At 70.2% G+C, this 19,667-nt stretch carries 16 protein-coding genes and 2 pseudogenes; 7 read left to right on the top strand and 11 right to left on the bottom strand.

The annotated features are described in order from the left end of the window. Positions 1-5 precede the first annotated feature (5 nt). The 4 genes from ABT381_RS04090 to ABT381_RS04075 form a co-directional block, all read right to left on the bottom strand. Entirely contained in the window at positions 6-569 is a 564-nt protein-coding gene (locus ABT381_RS04090; RefSeq protein ID WP_467754761.1) for a (2Fe-2S)-binding protein, read from the bottom strand. Between the two features lie 178 nt (positions 570-747). Continuing rightward, positions 748-1,413 (bottom strand): SDR family NAD(P)-dependent oxidoreductase, encoded by a 666-nt coding sequence (locus ABT381_RS04085; RefSeq protein WP_351587360.1) that lies wholly within the window; start codon positions 1,411-1,413, stop codon positions 748-750. Positions 1,414-1,532: 119 nt separating this feature from the next. Continuing rightward, a complete protein-coding gene (locus ABT381_RS04080) occupies positions 1,533-2,555 on the bottom strand; it encodes a zinc-dependent alcohol dehydrogenase family protein (protein ID WP_351587358.1) in 1,023 nt (340 codons plus the stop codon). A gap of 305 nt (positions 2,556-2,860) precedes the next feature. Continuing rightward, positions 2,861-4,129: an MFS transporter gene (locus ABT381_RS04075; protein ID WP_351587356.1), complete on the bottom strand. Its 1,269-nt coding sequence runs from the start codon at positions 4,127-4,129 to the stop codon at positions 2,861-2,863. 136 nt (positions 4,130-4,265) lie between these two features. Between ABT381_RS04075 and ABT381_RS04070 the strand changes: the two genes are divergently transcribed. Further along, positions 4,266-5,180 carry a helix-turn-helix transcriptional regulator gene (locus tag ABT381_RS04070; protein WP_351587354.1) on the top strand — a complete coding sequence of 305 codons (915 nt, stop codon included), beginning with the start codon at positions 4,266-4,268 and terminating at the stop codon, positions 5,178-5,180. A gap of 145 nt (positions 5,181-5,325) precedes the next feature. Here the strand turns inward: ABT381_RS04070 and ABT381_RS04065 are convergent, their stop codons facing one another. The 3 genes and pseudogenes from ABT381_RS04065 to ABT381_RS04055 form a co-directional block, all read right to left on the bottom strand. Then, entirely contained in the window at positions 5,326-6,051 is a 726-nt protein-coding gene (locus tag ABT381_RS04065; RefSeq protein ID WP_351587352.1) for an SDR family NAD(P)-dependent oxidoreductase, read from the bottom strand. 264 nt (positions 6,052-6,315) lie between these two features. Next, entirely contained in the window at positions 6,316-6,564 is a 249-nt protein-coding gene (locus tag ABT381_RS04060; protein WP_351587350.1) for a carboxymuconolactone decarboxylase family protein, read from the bottom strand. A gap of 206 nt (positions 6,565-6,770) precedes the next feature. Beyond that, positions 6,771-7,180: pseudogene (locus tag ABT381_RS04055) on the bottom strand ((R)-mandelonitrile lyase). A gap of 301 nt (positions 7,181-7,481) precedes the next feature. Between ABT381_RS04055 and ABT381_RS04050 the strand changes: the two are divergent. Beyond that, positions 7,482-8,402 (top strand): helix-turn-helix transcriptional regulator, encoded by a 921-nt coding sequence (locus ABT381_RS04050; RefSeq protein WP_467754762.1) that lies wholly within the window; start codon positions 7,482-7,484, stop codon positions 8,400-8,402. Between the two features lie 427 nt (positions 8,403-8,829). Here ABT381_RS04050 and ABT381_RS04045 read toward each other — a convergent pair whose 3' ends face one another. Continuing rightward, positions 8,830-9,783: a LysR family transcriptional regulator gene (locus tag ABT381_RS04045; RefSeq protein WP_351587346.1), complete on the bottom strand. Its 954-nt coding sequence runs from the start codon at positions 9,781-9,783 to the stop codon at positions 8,830-8,832. A 134-nt stretch (positions 9,784-9,917) separates the two neighbouring features. Here ABT381_RS04045 and ABT381_RS04040 point away from each other — a divergent pair, with 134 nt between their 5' ends. Next, positions 9,918-11,222 (top strand): MFS transporter, encoded by a 1,305-nt coding sequence (locus ABT381_RS04040; RefSeq protein WP_351587344.1) that lies wholly within the window; start codon positions 9,918-9,920, stop codon positions 11,220-11,222. Between the two features lie 878 nt (positions 11,223-12,100). Here ABT381_RS04040 and ABT381_RS04035 read toward each other — a convergent pair. Both ABT381_RS04035 and ABT381_RS04030 read right to left on the bottom strand, forming a co-directional pair. Continuing rightward, on the bottom strand, positions 12,101-13,036 hold the full coding sequence (locus ABT381_RS04035; RefSeq protein ID WP_351587342.1) for a squalene/phytoene synthase family protein: 936 nt from the start codon (positions 13,034-13,036) through the stop codon (positions 12,101-12,103). A 941-nt stretch (positions 13,037-13,977) separates the two neighbouring features. After that, positions 13,978-14,658 carry a type III effector protein gene (locus ABT381_RS04030; RefSeq protein WP_351587341.1) on the bottom strand — a complete coding sequence of 227 codons (681 nt, stop codon included), beginning with the start codon at positions 14,656-14,658 and terminating at the stop codon, positions 13,978-13,980. 141 nt (positions 14,659-14,799) lie between these two features. On the opposite strand from ABT381_RS04030, the gene ABT381_RS04025 reads away from it, so the two are divergent. The 4 genes from ABT381_RS04025 to ABT381_RS04010 all read left to right on the top strand — a co-directional run bounded on the left by ABT381_RS04025 (position 14,800) and on the right by ABT381_RS04010 (position 17,635). Next, positions 14,800-15,234, top strand: coding sequence for an Hsp20/alpha crystallin family protein (locus ABT381_RS04025; protein WP_351587339.1), 435 nt, complete (start codon positions 14,800-14,802; stop codon positions 15,232-15,234). Between the two features lie 105 nt (positions 15,235-15,339). Next, positions 15,340-15,735, top strand: coding sequence for a DUF2267 domain-containing protein (locus tag ABT381_RS04020; protein WP_351587337.1), 396 nt, complete (start codon positions 15,340-15,342; stop codon positions 15,733-15,735). A gap of 218 nt (positions 15,736-15,953) precedes the next feature. Continuing rightward, entirely contained in the window at positions 15,954-16,388 is a 435-nt protein-coding gene (locus ABT381_RS04015; RefSeq protein ID WP_351587335.1) for a DUF2267 domain-containing protein, read from the top strand. Positions 16,389-17,290: 902 nt separating this feature from the next. Beyond that, the gene (locus ABT381_RS04010; protein WP_351587334.1) at positions 17,291-17,635 is read left to right on the top strand and encodes a MerR family transcriptional regulator; all 345 of its coding nucleotides are present in this window, start codon (positions 17,291-17,293) and stop codon (positions 17,633-17,635) included. Here the strand turns inward: ABT381_RS04010 and ABT381_RS35870 are convergent. Continuing rightward, positions 17,580-18,668 (bottom strand): annotated as a pseudogene (locus tag ABT381_RS35870) (glutathione peroxidase). The gene ABT381_RS04010 and the pseudogene ABT381_RS35870 overlap by 56 nt on opposite strands. Between the last annotated feature and the right edge of the window lie 999 nt (positions 18,669-19,667).

The following is a 19,667-nucleotide window of genomic DNA, read 5'->3' as shown; positions in this document are numbered from 1 at the left end:
GGCCCTCACTTCCGCCCTGCGGCCTGCTCGACCGCTTCGACGATCTTCACGTAACAACCGCAGCGGCAGATGTTGCCGCTCATCCACTCCCGGATCTGCTCCGGCGAGCCGGTGTGGCCCTCCTGAATGCAGCCGACGCCGGACATGATCTGGCCGGGCGTGCAGTAGCCGCACTGGAAGGCGTCCCGGTCGATGAACGCCTGCTGGAGTGGGTGGAGTTGGCCGCCGTCGGCCAGGCCCTCGATGGTGGTGACCTCGGCACCCTCCAGGCGTACTGCGAGCGTCAGGCAGGAGTTCACCCGTTGCCCGTCGACCAGGACGGTGCACGCGCCGCACGCTCCGGCGTTGCAGCCCTTCTTGGAACCGGTGAGTCGGAAGTGCTCGCGCAGCAGATCGAGCAGCGAGGTGCGGTTGTCGACCGTCACGGTCCGCCGGGTGCCGTTGACCGTCAGGGACACCCGGCCGGCGGGCGGCGCCTCAACGGCAGCCGCCTCCTTGGGGCCGGCGAGGAATGTTCCTCCGACCACACTGCCGGCGACGGCGGCTCCGCCGACTGCGGTGGTGGCCACGAAGGCGCGCCTGCTCGGCGCCGTGGACGTGGACGTGGACGTGAGGGAAGAGTCGGAGGCGGGGGAGGAGTCGGAGACGCGGGAGGAGGAGGGAGATGGGACCGCAGGTTCAGATGACATGTGTACGCCTTCGCATCGTTGACGAATCAGTCGTACGCGCGGGCACGGCCGGACGGGGTCAGCCGGGCATGGGTTCGGCGTAGTGGCGGAAGCCCTCGCGTTCTTGGTGCAGGGAGAACAGACGCGTCGCGAGCGCGTCGGGGCTGCTGTTGCCGGCATCGGGATGGATGGCGCCGGGGACGATCAACTGGGCGGCGTAGATGTTCTCCGGTGCCAGTGCCTGGTGGAGCATGGCCGCGTAAGCGCTCTCGGCGGCGAAGGCGATGGACGTGCCCGCCCGGTCGGGGTGAGGGCGCACGGCGCTGCCGCCATTGACGAACAACAGGGTGCCGCGGCCCAGCTTCCGCATCCCGGGCAGCACGGCGTTCACGCTGGTGAGCGGCCCCTTGAGGGAGAAGGCCAGCGGGTCGTCCAGGTCGGTGGCGCCGGTGTCGAGGACGGGCTTCATGAAGTCCGCGCGCGGTACGGGGCTGTACTGCAGAATCTCCACGTGCCCCAAGGACCCGGCTGCGGCGTCGAGCGCCGCCGTGAGGGAGCCGGCGTCGAGGACGTCGGCTGCGAAACCGCGCGCGGTGATGCCGTCTCGCGCCAGCTCGGCGCACAGCTGGTCCAGGTGCGCGCTGCTGCGGGAGATCAAGGCGACGCTGTGGCCGGCGGCGCCGAAGCGGCGGGTAGCTGCCAGGCCCAGCCCGGGGCCGGCGCCGACGAGGGCGAACGTGGTCATGATCAGCTCCAGAGAGTAGCGGAGTAGCGGAGTTGCGGAGTAGCGAAGAGGGGAGGCCGGGAGGCCGGGCGGCCCGGCCCGGCAGGGGCAGGGCCGGACCGCCCGGAAAGAAGGCCCGGTCAGACGGTGAGCATGGCCTTGACGGCGCGACGCTCGTCCATGGCCTTGTACGCCTCGGCGGCCTGGTCCAGGGGCACGGTGAGGTCGAAGACCTTGCCGGGGTTGATCTTCCGCTGCCAGATCAGGTCGATCAGCTCGGGCAGGTACTGGCGTACCGGGGCGGGGCCGCCGAGCAGGTGGACCTGGGAGAAGAAGAGTTCCTCGCCGCTCAGGGCGACGTCGTGGTTGACGCCCACGAAGCCGACGTGCCCGCCGGGGCGGGAGGAGCGGATGGCCTGGTTCATGGACTCCTGGGTGCCGACCGCTTCGACGACGGAGTGGGCGCCCAGGCCGCCGGTCAGCTCCTTGATCTTCGCTACGCCGGCGTCGCTGCGTTCGGTGACGACGTCGGTGGCGCCGAACTCGCGGGCGAGCTTCTGGCGCGGCTCATGGCGGCTCATCGCGATGATCCGCTCCGCGCCGAGCTGCTTGGCGGCCAGTACGGCGAGCAGGCCGACCGCGCCGTCGCCGACGACCGCGACGGTCTTGCCGGGACCGGCCTCCGCGGCGACCGCACCGAACCAGCCGGTGCCCAGCACGTCGGAGGCGGCGAGCAGGTCGGGGATCAGATCGGCGTCGGGCGTACCCGGCAGGGGTACGAGGGTGCCGTCGGCGTGGGGGATCAGGGCACGCTCGGACTGGGTGCCGACCTGGGCCATGAACACGCGGTGGACGCAGGAGGAGGGGTAGCCGGAGCGGCAGAGCTCGCAGGTGCCGCAGGAGGCGACGAACGAGCCGACCACCCACTGGCCGGGCTTGACGTTCTTGACCTCGCTGCCCACCTTCTCGACGATGCCGACGTACTCGTGCCCCATCGGCATGGGCTCCTCGACCGACTCGATGCCGCGGTAGGGCCACAGGTCCGAGCCGCAGACGCAGGTCGCCGACAGCCGGATGACGGCATCCGTCGGGGCGGTGATCTTCGGGTCGGCGACCTCCTCCACGCGGACGTCACCGGGAGCGTGCAGTACAGCAGCGCGCATGAGTGTTACTCCTACTGGTTGTGGGTCGGCCGCCGAGGCGGCCGGGATGTGCTTTGCCACGGGCTGGTTCTTTGCAACGGGATGGTTCTTTGCAAGGGGAAGGGCTCGGACCGGTGGGCGCTGTGCGGCGCGGGGGTGTCGGCCTCTCCATCACCCGCGCGCCCGAGCGTCCGAGCGTCCGACCGTCAGTGCGTCCGTGCGCCCGTGCGCTCGTGCGTCCGTCCGTCAGTGCGTCCGAGTGTCCGTGCGTCCGCTCCGGACAGGTCCTCTCTCCCCGCCGACCACGCAGGCGGCGGGGACACGTCTTACGTTCCGGCTGACCGGCGCACGGCTGCGTCCCTGGGGATCGCGGACCGACGTCGTTGGATGACGGCGAGGGCGAGTGTGGGGATCAGCGTGAGCGCGGCGATGCCGGTGCCCACGGCGGCGGGGCCCGTAGCCCCCAGGGAGGAATCGAGTGCGAGGCCGGCGATCCAGGAGCCGATGGCGGTGCCGAGGTTGAACGCCGAAACGGTCAGTGCGGACCCCAGGGTGGGAGCCTGGCCTGCGAACCGGACGCCCAGGGAGATCAGTACCGGATTGGCGCCGAGCCCGAACAGCCCCAGCAGGGCGACCAGCACGATCGTCGGCACGCTGTAGCCGGCCAGCAGGCAGATCGCCAGCAGCAGGACCGTGGTCGCCGCAGGGGCCAGGACCGTCGTCGCGTGCGGACGCCTGTCGCCGAGACGGCCTCCCACGAGGAAGCCCGCCAGGGCGCCGACGCCGAAACCGACCAGGACCAGCGGCACAAGGCCGGCGGCCAGCTGTGCCCGGCCGGTCAGCAGCGGCGAGATGTACGAGTACGTCGACATCACACCGCCGGTCGTGGTCGCACAGGCCGCCAGCGCCAGCCACAGCCGACCCGAGCGCAGAGCGGACAGCTCGGACCGGATCGACAACGCCTGGTGGCCGGCGGTGTCGCGCGGAACATGGCGGGCGATGAGCACCATGGCCGCCGCGCCCAGGACGGCGAGTGCCCAGAAGGGGCCCCGCCAGCCCATGAGCTGCCCGGCGAAGGCGCCGAGCGGCACACCGACGACGTTGGCGAGCATCGCACCGGCGCCCACGACGCCCAGGGCGCGGGAGCTCGCGGCGGGACCGGCGGCGCGTGCGGCCACCACGTTGGCCACCGCCCAGAACGCCCCGGTCGCCAGGGCCGTCAAGAACCGCGCCGCCAGCAGCAGCGCGAAACCGGAGCCCACCGCGACGATGACATGTCCGGCCGCGAAGATGCCCAGCGCGAGGATCAGCGTCAGCCGCCTGAGCAGCCGCAGCGTCAGCATCGCCATCAGCGGCGCGCCGACGATCATGCCGACTGCGAAGACGGTGATCAGCAGCCCGGCCCGGGCCACACTGATCTGCACGTCGTCGGCGATCTCCGGCAGCAGGCCCGCCACCACGAACTCGGTCGTGCCCATCAAAAAGGTGCCCAGGGCGAGCACGTACACGACGAGCGGAAGCCGGGTGTGCGGCCGCTCGCGGTCACCGACCCGCAGGTCGGCGGGGGCGTGGAGGGTTCCTCCTCGCGTAGTCATGCGTGGTCTCCGCAAAGGTTCGAGAACGGGGTGCGCATCCCAGGAAACCGCCCCTGTCGCGTGCGCGGGAGGCTGCGTTTATGGGGGTACCAGCTCAACCCCCCTCCCGCCGGGTTCGGGCCCTAGCGTGGAGAGCATGGAAAGCCGCTCCGACAACCGCGCCGACATCCGTGACTTCCTCGCCCGCCGCCGCGCCCAGCTCACCCCGGAGCAGGTCGGGCTGCCCACCAGCGGCCGCCGCCGGGTGCCCGGGTTGCGCCGCGAGGAGGTCGCGGTCCTCGCGGGCGTGAGCACCGAGTGGTACACGCGGCTGGAGAAAGGCCACATCAGCGGCGTGTCCGAGGACGTCCTCGACGCGGTGGCCCGCACCCTGCAGCTGAGCGAGGACGAACGCACCTACCTGTTCGACCTGGCCAAAGCCGCCCAGCCCAGCCCCGCGCCACGGCGCCGCCGCAAGGCCGTCGAGGTCCCGCCCCGCGTCCAGTGGCTGCTGGACTCCATGACCCTGTCCGCGGCGTTCGTCAGCAACGGACGCCTGGACATCGTGGCCACCAACGCACTCGCCCGCGCCCTGTTCGCGCCGATGTTCGTCAGTGCCACCACGGATGACCGCGGCCGCCCCAACTTCGCCCGGTACTACTTCCTCGACCCCACCTCGCAGGACTTCGCCGACGACTGGGACAGCGCCGCCGACACCACCGCCGCGCTGCTGCGCGCCGAAGCCGGCCGATACCCCAGCGACAAGGCGCTGCGCGAGCTCGTCGGCGAGCTGTCCACGGTCAGCGCCGGGTTCCGTACCCGGTGGGCCGCCCACAACGTGCGCATCCACCACGGCGGCATCAAACGCTTCCACCACCCCGACGCCGGCCCCCTGACGCTCACCTACCAGCCGCTGGACCTGCCCATGTCCGCCCAGGAAGCCCACTCCCTGACCATCTACACCGCCGAACCCGGCACCACCGACGAGGACCGGCTCAAACTCCTCGCCAGCTGGGCAGCGCCCGGATTCCGGAAAGCGGGACCTACTGGTGACAGGGAGACGCGAACCTGACTCGGAAGGGGACGAACGGTCACGTCGAGCCCGGGATCGCCGATCCACTGCGCTTATTGATCCACTGCGCTCGTCGATCCACTGCGCTCGCCGATTCACTGCGCTCGTCGATTCACTGCACTTGTCGATCCACTGCGCTCGCCGCTCAGAGCGCGGTGCCCGTCTCCTCGGCCAGCGCCTGCAGGAGGCGGTCCTGGAACGCCTCGTCGTGGACCGCGCGGTGCGGCTGCAACCGCTCGTGGTGGTACCAGTACCCGCCGGTGGTCAGGGCCTGGGGCTCGTCGCTCGACGCGAGCCACTCCTGCGTCCGATGGCCGAGCTCAAGATCGTCCGGTGCGCCCGGACCACCCATCTTCGTCGGCACCCAGCCCGGATCCACGGCGTTGCTCAGCACCCCCGGGCGCAGGCGGGCCACCGCGGCCGCGAGCGTTGTGACGAACAGCTTGCTGTCGGCGTACGAGCCTGGGCTCTCACCCCGCCAGTCGACCCCGTCGAGCGAGGGGCGCCCACCGAAATGCGAGCCGCTGCTCAGGTACACCAGCCGGCGCGGCCCGCGCAGCAGGGCCGTGAGCAGGTACGGGGCGATGATGTTGACCGGCATGACCGCCGGTCCGCTCCACACGCCGGCGTTGTGAATGACCGCGTCGAGGGGCTCGGCGTCATTCAGCTCCGCGGCGATGCGCCGCACGGCGTCACGCGCCATGAAATCGCCCACCACAAGCTGTGCCCCGCGCTCGACCAGCGGGTCGAGACCCGTCGCACGCTCCCGGTTCCGCGCGTGCACCACCACGTCATGCCCCGCGGCCAACAGCGAGTCCGCCGCGGCACGCCCGAGGCCGTCCGCGGAACCGGTCACCAGGATCCGACTCACTACGACACCGCCCCCTCGACGAGGGGCGCACGGACGGTCGAATTGTCCTGCTCGCCGCCCCGGACATCGCCGCTCTCCTGCATGATTGCTCCCTGCATGGGGTGTCTCCTTCCGTTTGCGGTCGCCCACCAAGCCTTGGCCAGGCTTCGGGGTTTCCGACCGAAGCCGAGGAAATCCATCTCGAGGCTGCGGAAATCCGTCTGGTCCGACACCGCTGTGCGGACCGGCCGGAAGGGAGGAGCCCCGACGGCTCCTCCTCGGTGCTCAGCCGGAGAAGACCTGCTTCGCGGTCGTGATCGCCGTCATGGCCTTGGGCCAGCCGGCGTAGAAGGCGAGGTGGGTGATCGCCTCGACGAGCACGGCCACGGTGACCAGGCTGCGGTCGCGGGCGGCCAGCTCGGTGCGATTCCACACGTCCTCGAACAGGACGTCGTCGGTGAGCTCGGCGAGCTTCGGAGCGAAATCGCCGATCGTGCGGCGCCCGCCACCGATCTGCTTGTGTTGGTCGGTCAATGCATGTCCTTTCGCTGGTCCGCGAGTCGCGCAGGCCCAGGTAGCTCGCGTTCATGCGCGGACCGGTGTATTCCTCATCAGTGGTGCGGGCGTCGCCCCGACTGCCAGATCGGTTGTCCGACTGCCCTGCTCAGCTCTGCTCAGTTCTGCTCCGCTCAGCACCGGCTCCGGCGGGTGGTGCCCACGTCACCGGCTGTCGTGCCTGCTCACCGGCTGCGAGGGCGGTTGTACTGCTCGTCGGTGACCGGCTCGTTCCAAGTGGTCTCCTCGCTGCCGTCGCCCTTGCCCTCCCACATGGCGATGTGCTCCATGAAGCGGTCGGGGGTGGCACCGTGCCAGTGCTCCTCATTCGGGGGGGGGCACGTGACGGTCTGGCCGGGGGGGCTTCGAAGACGGTGCCGTCACGGGTACCGATCAGGGCGATTCCGGAGACGACGTGCAGGGTCTGACCCAGCACGTGGGAGTGCCAGTGAGTGCGGGCACCGGGGGAGAAGCGGACCATATTGGCGCGCATGCGGGACGGCTCCTTGCCCGCGTAGATCACGTCGAACCACACGTCGCCGGTGAACCAGTCCGCAGGAGCCTTCGTGGTGGCCTGCTGTGTAACAAATTCCATGGTCTCTCTCCCAAATGCTGGTGGTGGAGTCTGTCGGGGGCGATCGGGCGGCCGGGCGGCGTCGGTGCGGGCGAGGCCGGAGCCCAGTGCGTACGGGCCCCTGGTCAGTCGGCTCTGGACCGGCCAAGACCACTGTGCGTCGGCGGCGGCCTTCAGGCAGCCGCCAGAGCCCGTACCCCAGTCGGTCCCGGGGGCTTCAACCGCCGCCAACATCGAGAAAACCGCAGTTCAAGGGAGCGGGGAAGGGCCTACCGTTACAGGTACTAACAGGACCCCCCACATACGCACCGTTCGGCCTAGCCTGGAACGTGTGAGTACCGAGAGCGACATCCGCGACTTTCTGGTGTCCCGCCGCGCCAAGATCACCCCGCAGCAGGCCGGGTTGCCCGCCTACGGTGGACACCGGCGTGTGCCCGGTCTGCGCCGCGAAGAAGTCGCCCTGCTCGCCGGCGTCAGCATCGATTACTACGTCCGCCTGGAGCGCGGCCACCTCGCCGGCGCCTCTGAAGAAGTCCTCGATGCCGTCGCGAACGCCCTCCAGCTGGACGATGCCGAACGCGCCCACCTCTACGACCTGGCCCGCGCCGCCGCCAAACGCCCCGCCCGCCGCGGCAAGCGCGCCCGCGGGCCGCTGCCGGACAGCGTCCTGCGCGTGCTTCGCTCGATGACCGACTCCCCGGCCTTCATCCGCAACGGCCGCCTGGACATCCTTGCCACCAATCCCCTCGGCCGCGCCCTCTATGCCCCGCTGTTCCCCGACCCCACCACCGAGACGGTCAACATCGCCCGCTTCCAGTTCCTCGACCCACGCGGCCGCGACTTCTTCCCTGACTGGGAGGAGGCGTTGAACACCACCGTCTCCCTGCTGCGTACAGAGGCCGGGCGCGCTCCTCACGACAGCGATCTGACCGGACTCATCGGTGAGCTCGTCACCCGCAGCGAGGAGTTCCGCACTGCCTGGGCCAAACACAACGTCCGCCTGCACCACACCGGCCGCAAGTCCTTCCACCACCCCGCTGTCGGCACCCTCACTTTCGACTTCGACGCCATGGAACTGCCCGCCCAGCCCGGCCTCACGCTTACTGCCTACAGCACCGCCCCCGGCACCCCCGACCACGACGCCCTCCAACTCCTCGCCACCTGGGCCGCCACCGAAAACACCCAACCCACCCCCACCCCCACCATCGCCGAGGCAGATACGGACCACTCGCACCAGCGATAACGCCACACCTGGCGCCTAGGCCCTACGGGCGCCGCCGCGACGACGCGGATAACGGGCACGCCGCCGCCCAGCGCAACCTGTTCAACGCAAGCGGCGATCAAGCCGGTGGTGGGTTGCGTGCCGCCCGCACCGGCCTCGAAAGCGACCAGCACGGCAGGCGCCTCACCGACCCGCTGGAACACGCTCTGGAAGTTGGATCCCAGCCCGTCCCTCACATCGAACGAGCAGGCCCGCGGGTCAGCTCATCAAGGATTCTTCTTCTCGACTGCACCGACGGTGTGATGGCCATGGGCGCGACGGCACCTTCGTCTGCGGCATACGGAGGAGGAGAGCCCGGGTGTGCCGATTGCCGCGCCTGTCCCTGGCCACGGCTGTCCCGAGTCACCCTCCGCCGATCCGGCCACGGTGATCGAAGACGTGGCGGGGTTCAGCGCGGAATCACCCAGCCCGGCGCCCAGGTCCCGGCGGTCTCGTGGTTGGCCGCTGTGGCCGCTGTGGCCGCAGTGGTGGCGAGGTGGGCGCGGAGGGTGGCCAGCGCTGGGTGGGGGTTGTCGCGGTGCCACAGGAGCGAGTGCGGGTAGACGGGCATTGGGTCGGTCACCGGGATGCGGCGCAGGCCGTGGCCGGCGGGCCAGACGAGGCGTGTGTGCTCGCCCATGAAGGTGGCCAGGGCCGGGGTGTCGGCGATGGTGTCGAGGAGCGCGTCGGAGCCGAAGTTGGGGCCAGTCGCCTCGATGGTGAGGCCGAACTCGGCGACGAGGTCGTCGTAGTAGGCGGCCCACTCGGTACCGGGGACGATGCCGGGCATCCAGATCCGGTGCCCGGCGAGCTGAGCGAGGGGTACCGACCGGGCGCCCGCCAGCGCGTGGGCGGGGCCGGTGAGGAGCTGGAGCGGCTCGTCGAGCACTCGTACGGACTCGATGTCCTCGGGAAGGGGCCGCCCGGGCGCGGCGACGGCGCGGAAGGATGCGTCGATCGCACCGGATCGGATGGCGGCTACGGCCGCCTCGATGTCGAACAGCATCACCACGTCGAGTTCGATCTCGGGGTGTGCGCGGTGAAAGCCGCGCATCAGGCCCGACGGCGCGACACGTGAGGCGATCACGTCGACGCGCAGCGGACGGCGGCCGGTGCGAACGGACGCGACCGCGCGCTCGGCGACGCGCAGCAGCTCGCGCGCGTGGGGCAGGAACGCCTGCCCGTCGATGGTGAGCTCGGCGCCGCGCGGGGTGCGGGTGAACAGCCGCACGCCGAGGTTGCGCTCCAGCGCGGCGATGCGCTTGGAGACGGCCTGCTGGGTGACCGCCAGCTCGGCGGCGGCCTCCTGGAACTGCCCCGCCTCGGCGGCAGCGACGAAGGTCCGGACGGCGTCGAGGTCCATGCCGACAGCCTATGGGTACAACCATTGGTTGTGGCAGAGCGGCCCGGCGGTTGTTTGATCCCTGAGTGCGGCCATCGCTTTGATGCTTCCGATCGCGGATCGGTTGTGCTGGTGAGTGGAGAGGGGCGTCGGGCATGCGGAGCGGGCACCGGCTGAGAAATCTGCGCGGACATCTGCTCAGACATCGGCTGGGGCGGCGGGGCGGGCACCGGCTGGGGCGGCGGTTCGGGTGGCTGTGGGGAGCGTACGGGACCAGCGCGCTCGGCACGTGGCTGGCCTTCGGCGCGTTCCCGCTGATCGCCATCCGGGTGCTGCACGCCGGACCGGCCGAGGTCGCCGCGCTCTCCTCCGTGGGGACTGCGGTGGGCGCGGCCGTGGCGGTGCCGCTCGGCCCGTGGGTGGAGTACCGCCGCAAGCGGCCGGTGCTGATCGCGACGGACCTGGTGCGATGCGCGGCGCTGCTGACGATCCCCGCCGCGTTCGCGCTCGGCGTGCTCACCTTCCTTCAGCTCCTACTGGTCTCGGTCGTCGTCGCGGCGGCCGACATCACCTTCCGCGGCGCCTCCGGCGCGTACCTGAAGACGCTGCTGCCGGCCGAGGACCTGCTCATCGCCAACGCCCGCTTCGAGTCCACGGCCTGGACGACCACCATCATCGGACCACCGCTGGGCGGCGCGGCGATCGGGCTCCTCGGCCCGGTGGCGACGGTGGTGGCCGACGCGGTCAGCTACCTGCTCTCGGCCCTGGGCATCCGCGCGACGGGCAGGCACGAGCCGCGGCCCGAGCGCCGTGAGGCCGCGCGCATGAGGGCCGGGGACCTGCTCGACGGCTGGCGGTACATCTTCGCCGACGCGACGCTGCGTCCGCTGTTCTTCAATACCGCCTTGTTCAACGGCCTGGTGATGGCCGCCCAGCCGCTGCTGGCCGTCCTGATGCTCGGCCCGCTCGGGTTCACACCGTGGCAGTACGGCCTCGCCTTCGCCGCGCCCTCGATCGGCGGGCTGCTCGGCTCCCGACTGGCCCGACCGCTCGTCACCCGGTTCGGGCAGCACCAGGTCCTGGTCGTGGTCGGGGCGCTGCGCGCGCTCTGGCCCGTCGGCCTGGCCTTCCTGGGGCCGGGCACCGGTGGGCTGCTGCTGGTGATGGGCGTCGAACTCGGGCTCATCTTCTGCTGCGGAGTCTTCAACCCCGTCTACGCCACCTACCGCATCGAGCGCACCGCGACCGACCGGGTCACCCGCACGCTGACCGCCTGGGCGGTGACGACCAAGGCCTCGACCGCGGTCCTGACGGCCGTCTGGGGCGTGCTGGGCAGTCTGCTCGGCCCCCGTACAGCCATCGGCCTGGCCGGCGTGCTCCTGCTGGCGACCCCGCTCCTGCTCCCTCGCCGCGCGGCAGCGCCTCTCCCCGAGCCGAAGTCGGCACCGAGCCGCACCTGACGGGCTGTCATGACCGTCACGGCGATCGGGCGCGCTGCCCATCTTTGCAGCGGCTCACCCCTCCGCGTACGGCTCGTACAGCTCGTACAGCTCGGAGATGAGCGCGACGCCCGCCGCCGTGGCCGGTAGGGATCTCCACGCGGCAAAACGTGGCGCACATATCAACATGCCTCAACAGCCCCAGAAACTTGCGACCCACGTACGGCGCAATGCCACCTGCCTCCCCTGCCTGAAGCCTTCTGACGACCCCAAGGATTAACGAGGGCGACGCGCAGGAGCGGGCGTGGTGAGTTCCGGGACGGAGGCCTCGGCGTCGCGGGTCCGGTGGCAGTCGCAGGGGCGGCGAGGAGCGAGACCAACCGTGTTCACATCGTCTCGGAGATCATTTGCGGGTCAGCCCTCAGACGGTGTACGCACCCGGGCCCTCTCTCCCGCGCTCCTGCCGTGACCGGTGACGCCCCTGCCCTGTCCCGGAAACCTGCCTCCAAACCCAACGGAGGTGAGACGCACTGCCGGAGGGCCACAGACACTCCTCACAGCTGCTTGCCCGCTGCCTCCAGGACCACGCCTTGAGCATCTCGCGCTGCGGGGCCGCCCGACCGCGGGCGACGATGAGCTGGTGGACGGGCTTCCGGGAGGCACTGCGGGCAGCGATCCACGGCAGCCGTCGCAGCGAGCAGATCAAGAAATCGGCCAAGCCCCGGACGTCATGAACTTGCTGCCGGGCAGTCGCTGAAGCAGCGTTCTCGACATCGTCCGCAACGCCCGGGGCGGGCGAAGCCGGACGGCGAGCCGGGTTGATGTGCGCCGGCAGGCCTGCACGGTCCCTCGCGCCGACCTCCAACGGCTGCGCCGGTCCCAGGCGCCGGGTGGCGGATCTAAGGGCGTCGGCGTTGCTGCTTGCGGGTGGCGCGCCATTGCTGGAACAGCACTTTCAGGGCGGCCGTCTTCGATGCTCCTGCCTCCTCGTGCAGGAGCTTGCCGCCCTTGCGCTGCACAGCCTCCAGTTCGAGTTCCGCCACGCGTACGCAGGCGCGCAGGAACGGTTGGGTCTCCGTTGCCACCAGGTCCGGCAGCTCTCGACAGGCCCTCAGGCCGGCGCCGGCGGCACTCGCCTGATCCGCGACGAGCTGCCCCAGCGCGGGTACGCACCGCGGCGCTCGGCGCAGTACCTCCTCGACTTCCAGCCCGTAGCGCGCCAGTTCTGCGTGGGGAATGCCGATCCGGCCCTGCCTGGCGTCCTCGGACAGGTCCGCCAGGAAGTCGGTGCGTTGCATGGCTTCGATCAGGGTCCGGCAGCCGCGCAGGAAGGCTTCCTCTTGGTTTGCCCCCGGTGGGGGTGCGATCAGTGATGCGGTGAGCATGAGGGCCGGCAGTGAGTAGGCGTCCACGTACTGCTGAAAGTCGCTGTCGGTTGCGAAACCGGTCCAGCCGGCTTCGGTGGGGGCGCCGTCGAGGAAGGCCGTGATGTGCGTCCTCAGCTGCGGGTGACGCTTGGCGGTGTCGGCCACAGCTCTGAGGAGGGGCTGGTCGGATGTGCCGTGCTCCACGGCCTCCCGGGTCTGCTGGTCCCAGGTCCGGAGCGCCTCACGGCGGATGCTCAGCTCACCCGCGTCGATACGTTTGTCGGTCTCGTGCATGAACGCCACAGCGGCGACCACGGCGGGCTGAAGGTGTGCGGGCAGCAGCAGCCGAACGGCCAGGAACTGGTCGGGCTTGAACTTCTGCACCAGTTGGCGCTGGGCGCCGTAATCCCGCCGGAGGGAGGGCTCGTTGATGCCGGCCTGGGGCAGCGCGGCGGACCACCTGGTCAATGCGTTCCTCGTTCTCATGGGTTTAAGGCTCGTTGGATCCCTCAGTGGCGTAAGAGGGCCTCACACAAGATCCTCATGGACACCTCGGTCGGGTGGACAGACTTTCACCGCTTGCGTCTTTGAGCGCATCGCGCTTCCCGCAGATCGGTCGAGGGCCGGAAGTCTGCCCGCCGGAAGTCTGCCGCCGGTCGAGCGGCACACTGCGCTCGGACGGCCAGCCAGTGAGCACGACCATGCCCATCTGCCGGGCGTGCTGCCACGGGGCCTTGGCCTTGAGAAGGACCGCCCCCACGCCGTGGTTGCGGTACCCGGGGACCATGTAGAAACGCGTCACGCAGCCGATATGCGGGTTGTCCAGGGCTCCGGTACTCGCTCCACGAGGCGGAGGAAGACACGCCCGCAGACCTCTCGCGCAAGAACCGCCTTCGTGGTCCTCTTACTTGAATGCCCATCGCAGCCACGCCAGTACGGGAACATCAGCAGCCCGGGCCTGGCGCACACGGAAGTCTGCGGCCACGAGGAAAGCCTGACGTGCTCCGATCTCGACCGGCTCCTGGTGTTCTCGGTCGGGGGCATCCACTTGGCGGGGTTTTGATCGCTTCTGCCGCGGTTGGGGTCGAGGCTGACAGCAGTGAAGTTGCGTTCGGCGCCGAGGTGGTTGGCGTATGCCTCGTGGGGTTTCGTGGCCCAACTGGGGCGCTGGGGCCCAGGCCGGGGTGAGGTGGTCGATGTCGTGATTGTCGGCGTCGGTGACGGCCTTGTCGTCGTAGTAGAACGCCGGCTGCCGGCCGGCCCGGCCCTGCACCCGCGAAAGCGTCCGGGGGAGTGGGAGTGGGTTCAGGCGGGGTTGGCGTGCTCAGGTGCCCTAGCCGGGGTCGTTGCTCCTTGTTCGAGCGTGTGAGGTCCGGGGATCGCGTGGGAGGGGCTCGGGGTCGCGGGGGTCATGTTGGGTTCTGGCGTTGGTCGTTGCTGTGCTGGCGGAGTCGGTCGGTGTGGCGGGCGACGTCATCGACGCGTGCGGCGAGGTCGGGGTGGTGGGGTGTGAGGTATGTGTGCGTGTCTGTGAGGGGGGTGAGGAGGGCGGCTGGGTCGTTGTGGGCGAGGGCGGTGGTGAGGTTGGTGAGGGGGGTGTGGGCGGTGGTGGGGAGGTCGGTGAGTGCGGTGATTTGGCCGGCGAGTTGGCGTAGTTCTGCGGCGTGGGTGCGGGCCCAGGCGGTGATGGTGCGGTCGGCGGCGCGGCGGTTGCGGGTGGCTTGGACGCGTTGTTCGCCTGTGGTGCCGGGGTTTCCGGGGCGTAGGCGCAGGTAGCGGCGTTCGGCGGCTTGGCGGCTGGAGACGCCGAGGGGGTGGGCGAGGTCGGCCCAGCTGGCGCCCGCGTTGCGGGCCTCTTCGATCAGGCCCGGTTCCCATGCGGCGAGCTGGTCGCGTACTTCGCGCAGCAGCAGGAGCGCGGCCAGTGCCTGTTCCGAGCCGGCCGGGCCGGGCTCGGGGTGCTCGCCGTCCTGCGGCGTGTGGGCGGTGTGCAGGGTTTCGTGGATCGTGTGCAGCGCCGCGGCGGCGAGGAAGGAGGAGGGGGTGAGCCCGCGGGCGCGAGGGGCGGACTGGTGGTCGTCCGTGGTCATGGAGCCTCCAACATGGCGTCGCCGATGTCATCCTTTCGATGACATTCTACTTGTCATCGCTTGGACGACATGTTACAACGATGGCAGGTGAACGCATTGGCGGCACAGTGCCTGGCCCCTGAATGCTGGAGGTGTTTCACGATGTTGATGCGCACCGACCCCTTCCGTGAGCTGGACCGGCTCACCCAGCAGCTCCTGAACACGACCGGTACCTGGTCGCGGCCGTCGGCGATGCCGATGGACGCCTACCGTGAGGGCGAGGAGTACGTGATCGCCCTGGACCTGCCCGGCGTCTCCACGGACGCGATCGACATCGACGTCGAGCGGAACATGCTGACCGTCAAGGCCGAGCGGCGGCCCCTCCCCAACGCGGACGACGTACAGATGGAGCTCTCCGAGCGGCCCCTGGGCGTCTTCTCCCGCCAAGTCGTGCTGGCCGACACGCTGGATGCCGAGCACATCAAGGCGGACTACGACGCGGGTGTGCTGACCCTGCGGATCCCGATCGCCGAGCGCGCCAAGCCCCGCAAGATCGCCATCGGCGGCGGCTCCGCGCACAAGGAGATCAGCGGCTGAGATCAGCGGCTGAGTCCCCTCCCGGCCGCGCCGGAGACGCCGGGGGCGGCCCTGCCTGCGGCCGCCCCGTCCTCCGCTCGCCGCCGCATATGCAAGGGAGCAGCGATGGCCATGCGATGGGAAGTGTTCCTGGACCAGGTCAAGGAACGCGGTGAGTACAAGACCACTGAGGAGGCCGAGCGGGCGGCCCGTACGGTGCTTGCGCTGCTGGGCGCGCACCTGGTGGGGGAGGTACGGGCGGAACTGGCAGCCCGGCTGCCGGAGGAGTTGGCGCTGATCCTGCTCAATCCGCTACAGGCGCACGAGCCACTCTCCCCTGAGCGGTTCGTGCGGGCCACCGCGGCATGGATCGAGGGGGCCACGGAACGGACCGCGGCGTGGGATGTGGGCGCGGTGCTCAGCGTGGCCGCGGACGCCGCGGGCGAAGAGCTCACCCGGCGGGTCCTGCTCCAGCTCCCGGCGGGCTACGACCTGCTGTTCGGCCATCCCCAGCACATATAGCCCCTGGCCACCCCAGCGCGTACAGCCCCCGGGGCAGCGACAGCGCGCATAGCCCACAGGCAGCGACAGTGCTGCACAGCCCATGGGCGGCACCCCCCTTCCCCGACCGAGCGATACCGGTGGCCGGCGGCGAGCGAGCCCCGGCCACCGCCTCGCGCCCATTTCGAATGAGACGCGACCACTTCGGATGAGAGATGAGAAAGGCAACCGAGTCACCGATGATTCCCCAGCAGGAGCCGTGCCGGTCCACCGTGGGCATGACGTTCGCGCAGATGCTGGAAAGAGTGCGCTACGAAGGCGCCTACCCCACCCGTGTACGAGCCGAGGAGAGCGTGCGTGCCGTGCTGGCTGCCCTCGGGCGCCAGGTCACGGGTTATGAGCGCGTGGAGCTCGCGGCCAGGCTGCCGTACGAGGCCGCCCTCACCTTCACCTCCCAGATCCCCGCGACCGAGCCTCTCACCGGCTGGGGTTTCGTCAAGGATCTGGCGTCCCGTACCGGCGGTACGGTGGCCACCACCCGCTGGGACACCGGTACCGTCCTTCGCGTCGTGGCCCAGCTCGCCGGTGAGGAGCTCCTTGGCCGCATCCTCGCCCAGCTCCCCTCCGGCTACGCCTTGCTGTTCGGCCGCGCCGAGCTCACCCAGGCGGCCTGACGCGCCGGGGGGGGAGACGGTGCACGGCGGTGAGACGTGTGCTGCGCGATCCGTGATCTGGCCGGGCCGGCCAGGTCCTGCCGCTCCATGACCTCGTCACCGTGGCGGTGGCCGTCTTCGACGGCGGCCACCGCCACGGCGCAGGGCGTTGGTGGCGAGCTCGGAGACCAGGACAGCGATCGCTTCCGCGAGCGCGATCGTTCCCGCGAGCGCGATCGATTCCGTCGGCCATCGGCGAAGGCGCGGGCGACGCCGCGCGCGCGAGCGGTGCCGGCGGGGCTGCCGCCCTCAACCACCACACAGGCCTTGGGGCGTGCATGCGGGTCGCCTCCGTGTCGGCCCTACGTGGCCCCCGCCCTGCATCGGTTACGCCGCCAGGCTCAGCACGTACCCGCCGGCCCGGGCTTCAAGTAGGCAAAGCACTCTTCCAGGTGTGCCTGCAGCAGGACTTCGCACATCGACTCTGAAGAAAACCTACCATGGCAACAGTAGACATTGGCTCGTTGCGGGGTTACTGTTTTCGTCGTACCCAGAAAGTCGATGTGGGCACGGCAGAGGTGAACTGCCGTGCATGCAGGCCAAGCAGGACGCGGCCAGGGCCGCGAGCAGTACCCGCGTTACCCGCGTTATCCAGCAGTACGACCGAGTAACCGAATGAGGTAAGGAGCCGACGCCATCAGGATCGCCCGGGCGAGGGAGAAGCCCGCCCGGGTACCGCAGGCCCCGGATGGGAAGGTGGTCCCCGGTCACGCATCCTCGATCCCCGCAGCCCCGTCCTCCCAGGCGGAACTGCGGATGAAGAAGGCCGGCGCAGGTAGCCGGTAGATGGTGTTGAAAGCTCGGGGCCCGGGTGCCGGTACTGGCACCCGGGCCCCTCGACGCGTCCGCGAAAGAAGAGGTCTATGCCCCCTGCCAGTCCCCGCCCCCTCGACAATCTCGACGATGACGACTACCCCGCCTACACCATGGGCCGGGCCGCCGCGATGCTCGGCACCACCCCCGCCTTCCTCCGCGCCCTGGGCGAACACCGCCTGATCACCCCTCTGCGCTCCGAGGGCGGCCATCGCCGCTACTCCCGCTACCAGCTGCGTATCGCCGCCCGGGCCCGCGAACTCGTGGACCAGGGCACCCCCATCGAGGCCGCCTGCCGCATCGTCATCCTCGAAGACCAGCTGGAAGAAGCCCAGCGCATCAACGAGCAACTGCGCACACGAGCCCGCGAGTCACCGTCGCGGACCTCAGCCTGAAGCCCCGCTCGGCCGCGGAAGGCAACACGGGATGATCCGCGTCGGCCGCGCCTTGGCCCGCGCGCACGGCTTCGGCGTCGACGGGCTCGTGCGGTGGCCCGGCCCGAGGCCGAGGTCTTGGGGGCGGTCGAGCTGCAGCGTCTGGTGCTTGCGGTCGTGTGTCGTGGGCACCGCGAGGGGCGGCGGTAGGGGTCCCAGCAGGCTGGCTGTCTGAGTCGCTGGGGCCGTTCGGCTCTCTGATTCCGTGGCTCCGTGAGCCGCTGTCGCTGGGGCGGGGGCGCTTGCTCGACGTCACGCCGATGCCGCGCCGATGCTGCGCCGGTGTCGCGTTGGGGTGTGGTGTGGTTTGGCTGTGCCGCTCAGGCACCGGAACCAGCTTCAGGGTGTTGGGCCGCTCCAGCCTTGCTCCTTGCGTGGTGGTGGGTGGATGGCTGTGGTCTCGTGCGTGGTCCGGTGGTGGTCGTGGTGGGGGGAGGGTGTTGGTGGCGGGGGCGGGTGGTTGTGGTGGCGCGCAGAGGTGCGGTGTCTCGGTGCTGGGTGTGTGGTGGTCAGTGGGGCAGGGCGGTTTCGATGGCGGTGGTGACTTCCTTGGCGTCGGGTTGGGTTTGGGGGCGAAGCGTGCTGCGGTGGTGCTGTTGGGGGTGAGGAGGATTTTTTCGAAGTTCCGGCGCACTTCACCGGTGTAGCTCTCGGTGTCGGGGGTGTGGGTGAGTTTGTCGTAGAGGGGGTGGCGGGTGTCGCTGTGCACGTCGGTCTTCTGTGTCATGGGGAAGGTGGTGCCGTAGGTGGTGGAGCAGAAGGCGGCGATCTCTTCGGCGGTGCCGGGTTCTTGGCCCATGAACTGGTTGCAGGGCACGCCCAGGACGGTGAAGCCGCGCGGTCGTAGTGCTGTTGCAGTTTTTTAGGGCGGTGTATTGGGGGTGAGGCCGCATTGGGAGGCGACGTTGACGATCAGTACGGCCTTGCTCTGGTACTGGGTCAGGTCGGCGGGGCCGCCGGTGAGGGCGTCGATGTCGGTGGTCAGGACGGACATGTCACTCCTTAGCGCTGGGCTGCTGGTCAGGGGGCGGGGCAGCTGCGTGTGGGCGGGCGTGTTCGGGCTTTAGAGGTTTTGAGGTGTCCGGGAGCGGGCGGGGCGGGGAGTGTGGCGAGGGATGATGCCGGCGGCCCACCACAGGGCACTGCTTGCTGTAGCCGTGGCCGAGGGCCTGGGTCGTCCGGCCGGATGGTGGCGGGGCGGATGCAGGCGGCGGCAGTAGCGGTGGCGGTGGCGGTGGTGGTGAGCAGGGCGGTGCCGATCGCACCGCGGGCCTGCTGGGAGGTGTTGACCATGGCCGAGGCGATGCCGGCGTCCTACGGCCGGGCACCCAAGGTGCCCAAGCTGAAGGCGGGCATGAGCACGGTCGCCCAGGCCGGGCACCGGCAGCGAAGCGAGCACGGGGCAGGACATTCCCGCCCCCCGGCTCTGCTGCTCTGCTCGGGCTCTGAGGCCTGCCCAGGGCCGCGAGGGGACAGGACTTCCCCGGTAGGCCGCCCTCCCGGGCCGCACATGCGGGCAACCGATCCCTGATCGCTGGTGCCCGTTGGCCGCCGGCACGAAAAGCCTGCCGGCGGGTCACCGTTCCGGGTGCCCTCGAGTGCATTGCGGTGTGTGAGGTGGGTGGTTCGGTGGTGGCGGAAAGGCGTGGGTGTCTGCTGGTCTCTGTCGGTGACCAGCGCCTAGAGCGTCGGATCACCAGGTCCACGGGCTTCATCCACCAGCTACGGGACCACGCACTGCCCGTCGTGGTGCAGAGGTGGGAGGCCGGGCAGGCGCCGGTGGTTCCGGGGCCGGGTGTGTGTGGTTGTGGTGTGGGTGCGCGTGGTCTGTGCTGGTAGTGGCCGCAGGTCGGTGGTGTCCGGGTGCATGGCCGCATGCTGAAGGGGCCGCGCCCCGAAGACCGAAAGGCGCGACCCCTTGGCTCAGCTCGACGGACCAGGCTCACGTCCCAGCCCGCGTCGCCTTTAGGTCAAGCAGTCGGCATAGGCGGCG

The sequence above is a fragment of the Streptomyces sp. NPDC000151 genome, from assembly GCF_040301705.1.
Lineage (GTDB): Bacteria > Actinomycetota > Actinomycetes > Streptomycetales > Streptomycetaceae > Streptomyces.
This window is presented reverse-complemented; position numbering and strand designations above follow the sequence as displayed.

Excerpts from the sequence above, each read along its gene's own strand:
- ABT381_RS04010 (WP_351587334.1), top strand. The coding sequence starts at position 17,291 with ATGCCCCCTGCCAGTCCCCGCCCCCTCGACAATCTCGACGATGACGAC.
- ABT381_RS04045 (WP_351587346.1), bottom strand. The coding sequence starts at position 9,783 with ATGGACCTCGACGCCGTCCGGACCTTCGTCGCTGCCGCCGAGGCGGGG.
- ABT381_RS04025 (WP_351587339.1), top strand. The coding sequence starts at position 14,800 with ATGTTGATGCGCACCGACCCCTTCCGTGAGCTGGACCGGCTCACCCAG.
- ABT381_RS04075 (WP_351587356.1), bottom strand. The coding sequence starts at position 4,129 with ATGACTACGCGAGGAGGAACCCTCCACGCCCCCGCCGACCTGCGGGTC.
- ABT381_RS04040 (WP_351587344.1), top strand. The coding sequence starts at position 9,918 with ATGCGGAGCGGGCACCGGCTGAGAAATCTGCGCGGACATCTGCTCAGA.
- ABT381_RS04020 (WP_351587337.1), top strand. The coding sequence starts at position 15,340 with ATGGCCATGCGATGGGAAGTGTTCCTGGACCAGGTCAAGGAACGCGGT.
- ABT381_RS04080 (WP_351587358.1), bottom strand. The coding sequence starts at position 2,555 with ATGCGCGCTGCTGTACTGCACGCTCCCGGTGACGTCCGCGTGGAGGAG.
- ABT381_RS04085 (WP_351587360.1), bottom strand. The coding sequence starts at position 1,413 with ATGACCACGTTCGCCCTCGTCGGCGCCGGCCCCGGGCTGGGCCTGGCA.
- ABT381_RS04070 (WP_351587354.1), top strand. The coding sequence starts at position 4,266 with ATGGAAAGCCGCTCCGACAACCGCGCCGACATCCGTGACTTCCTCGCC.
- ABT381_RS04015 (WP_351587335.1), top strand. The coding sequence starts at position 15,954 with ATGATTCCCCAGCAGGAGCCGTGCCGGTCCACCGTGGGCATGACGTTC.
- ABT381_RS04030 (WP_351587341.1), bottom strand. The coding sequence starts at position 14,658 with ATGACCACGGACGACCACCAGTCCGCCCCTCGCGCCCGCGGGCTCACC.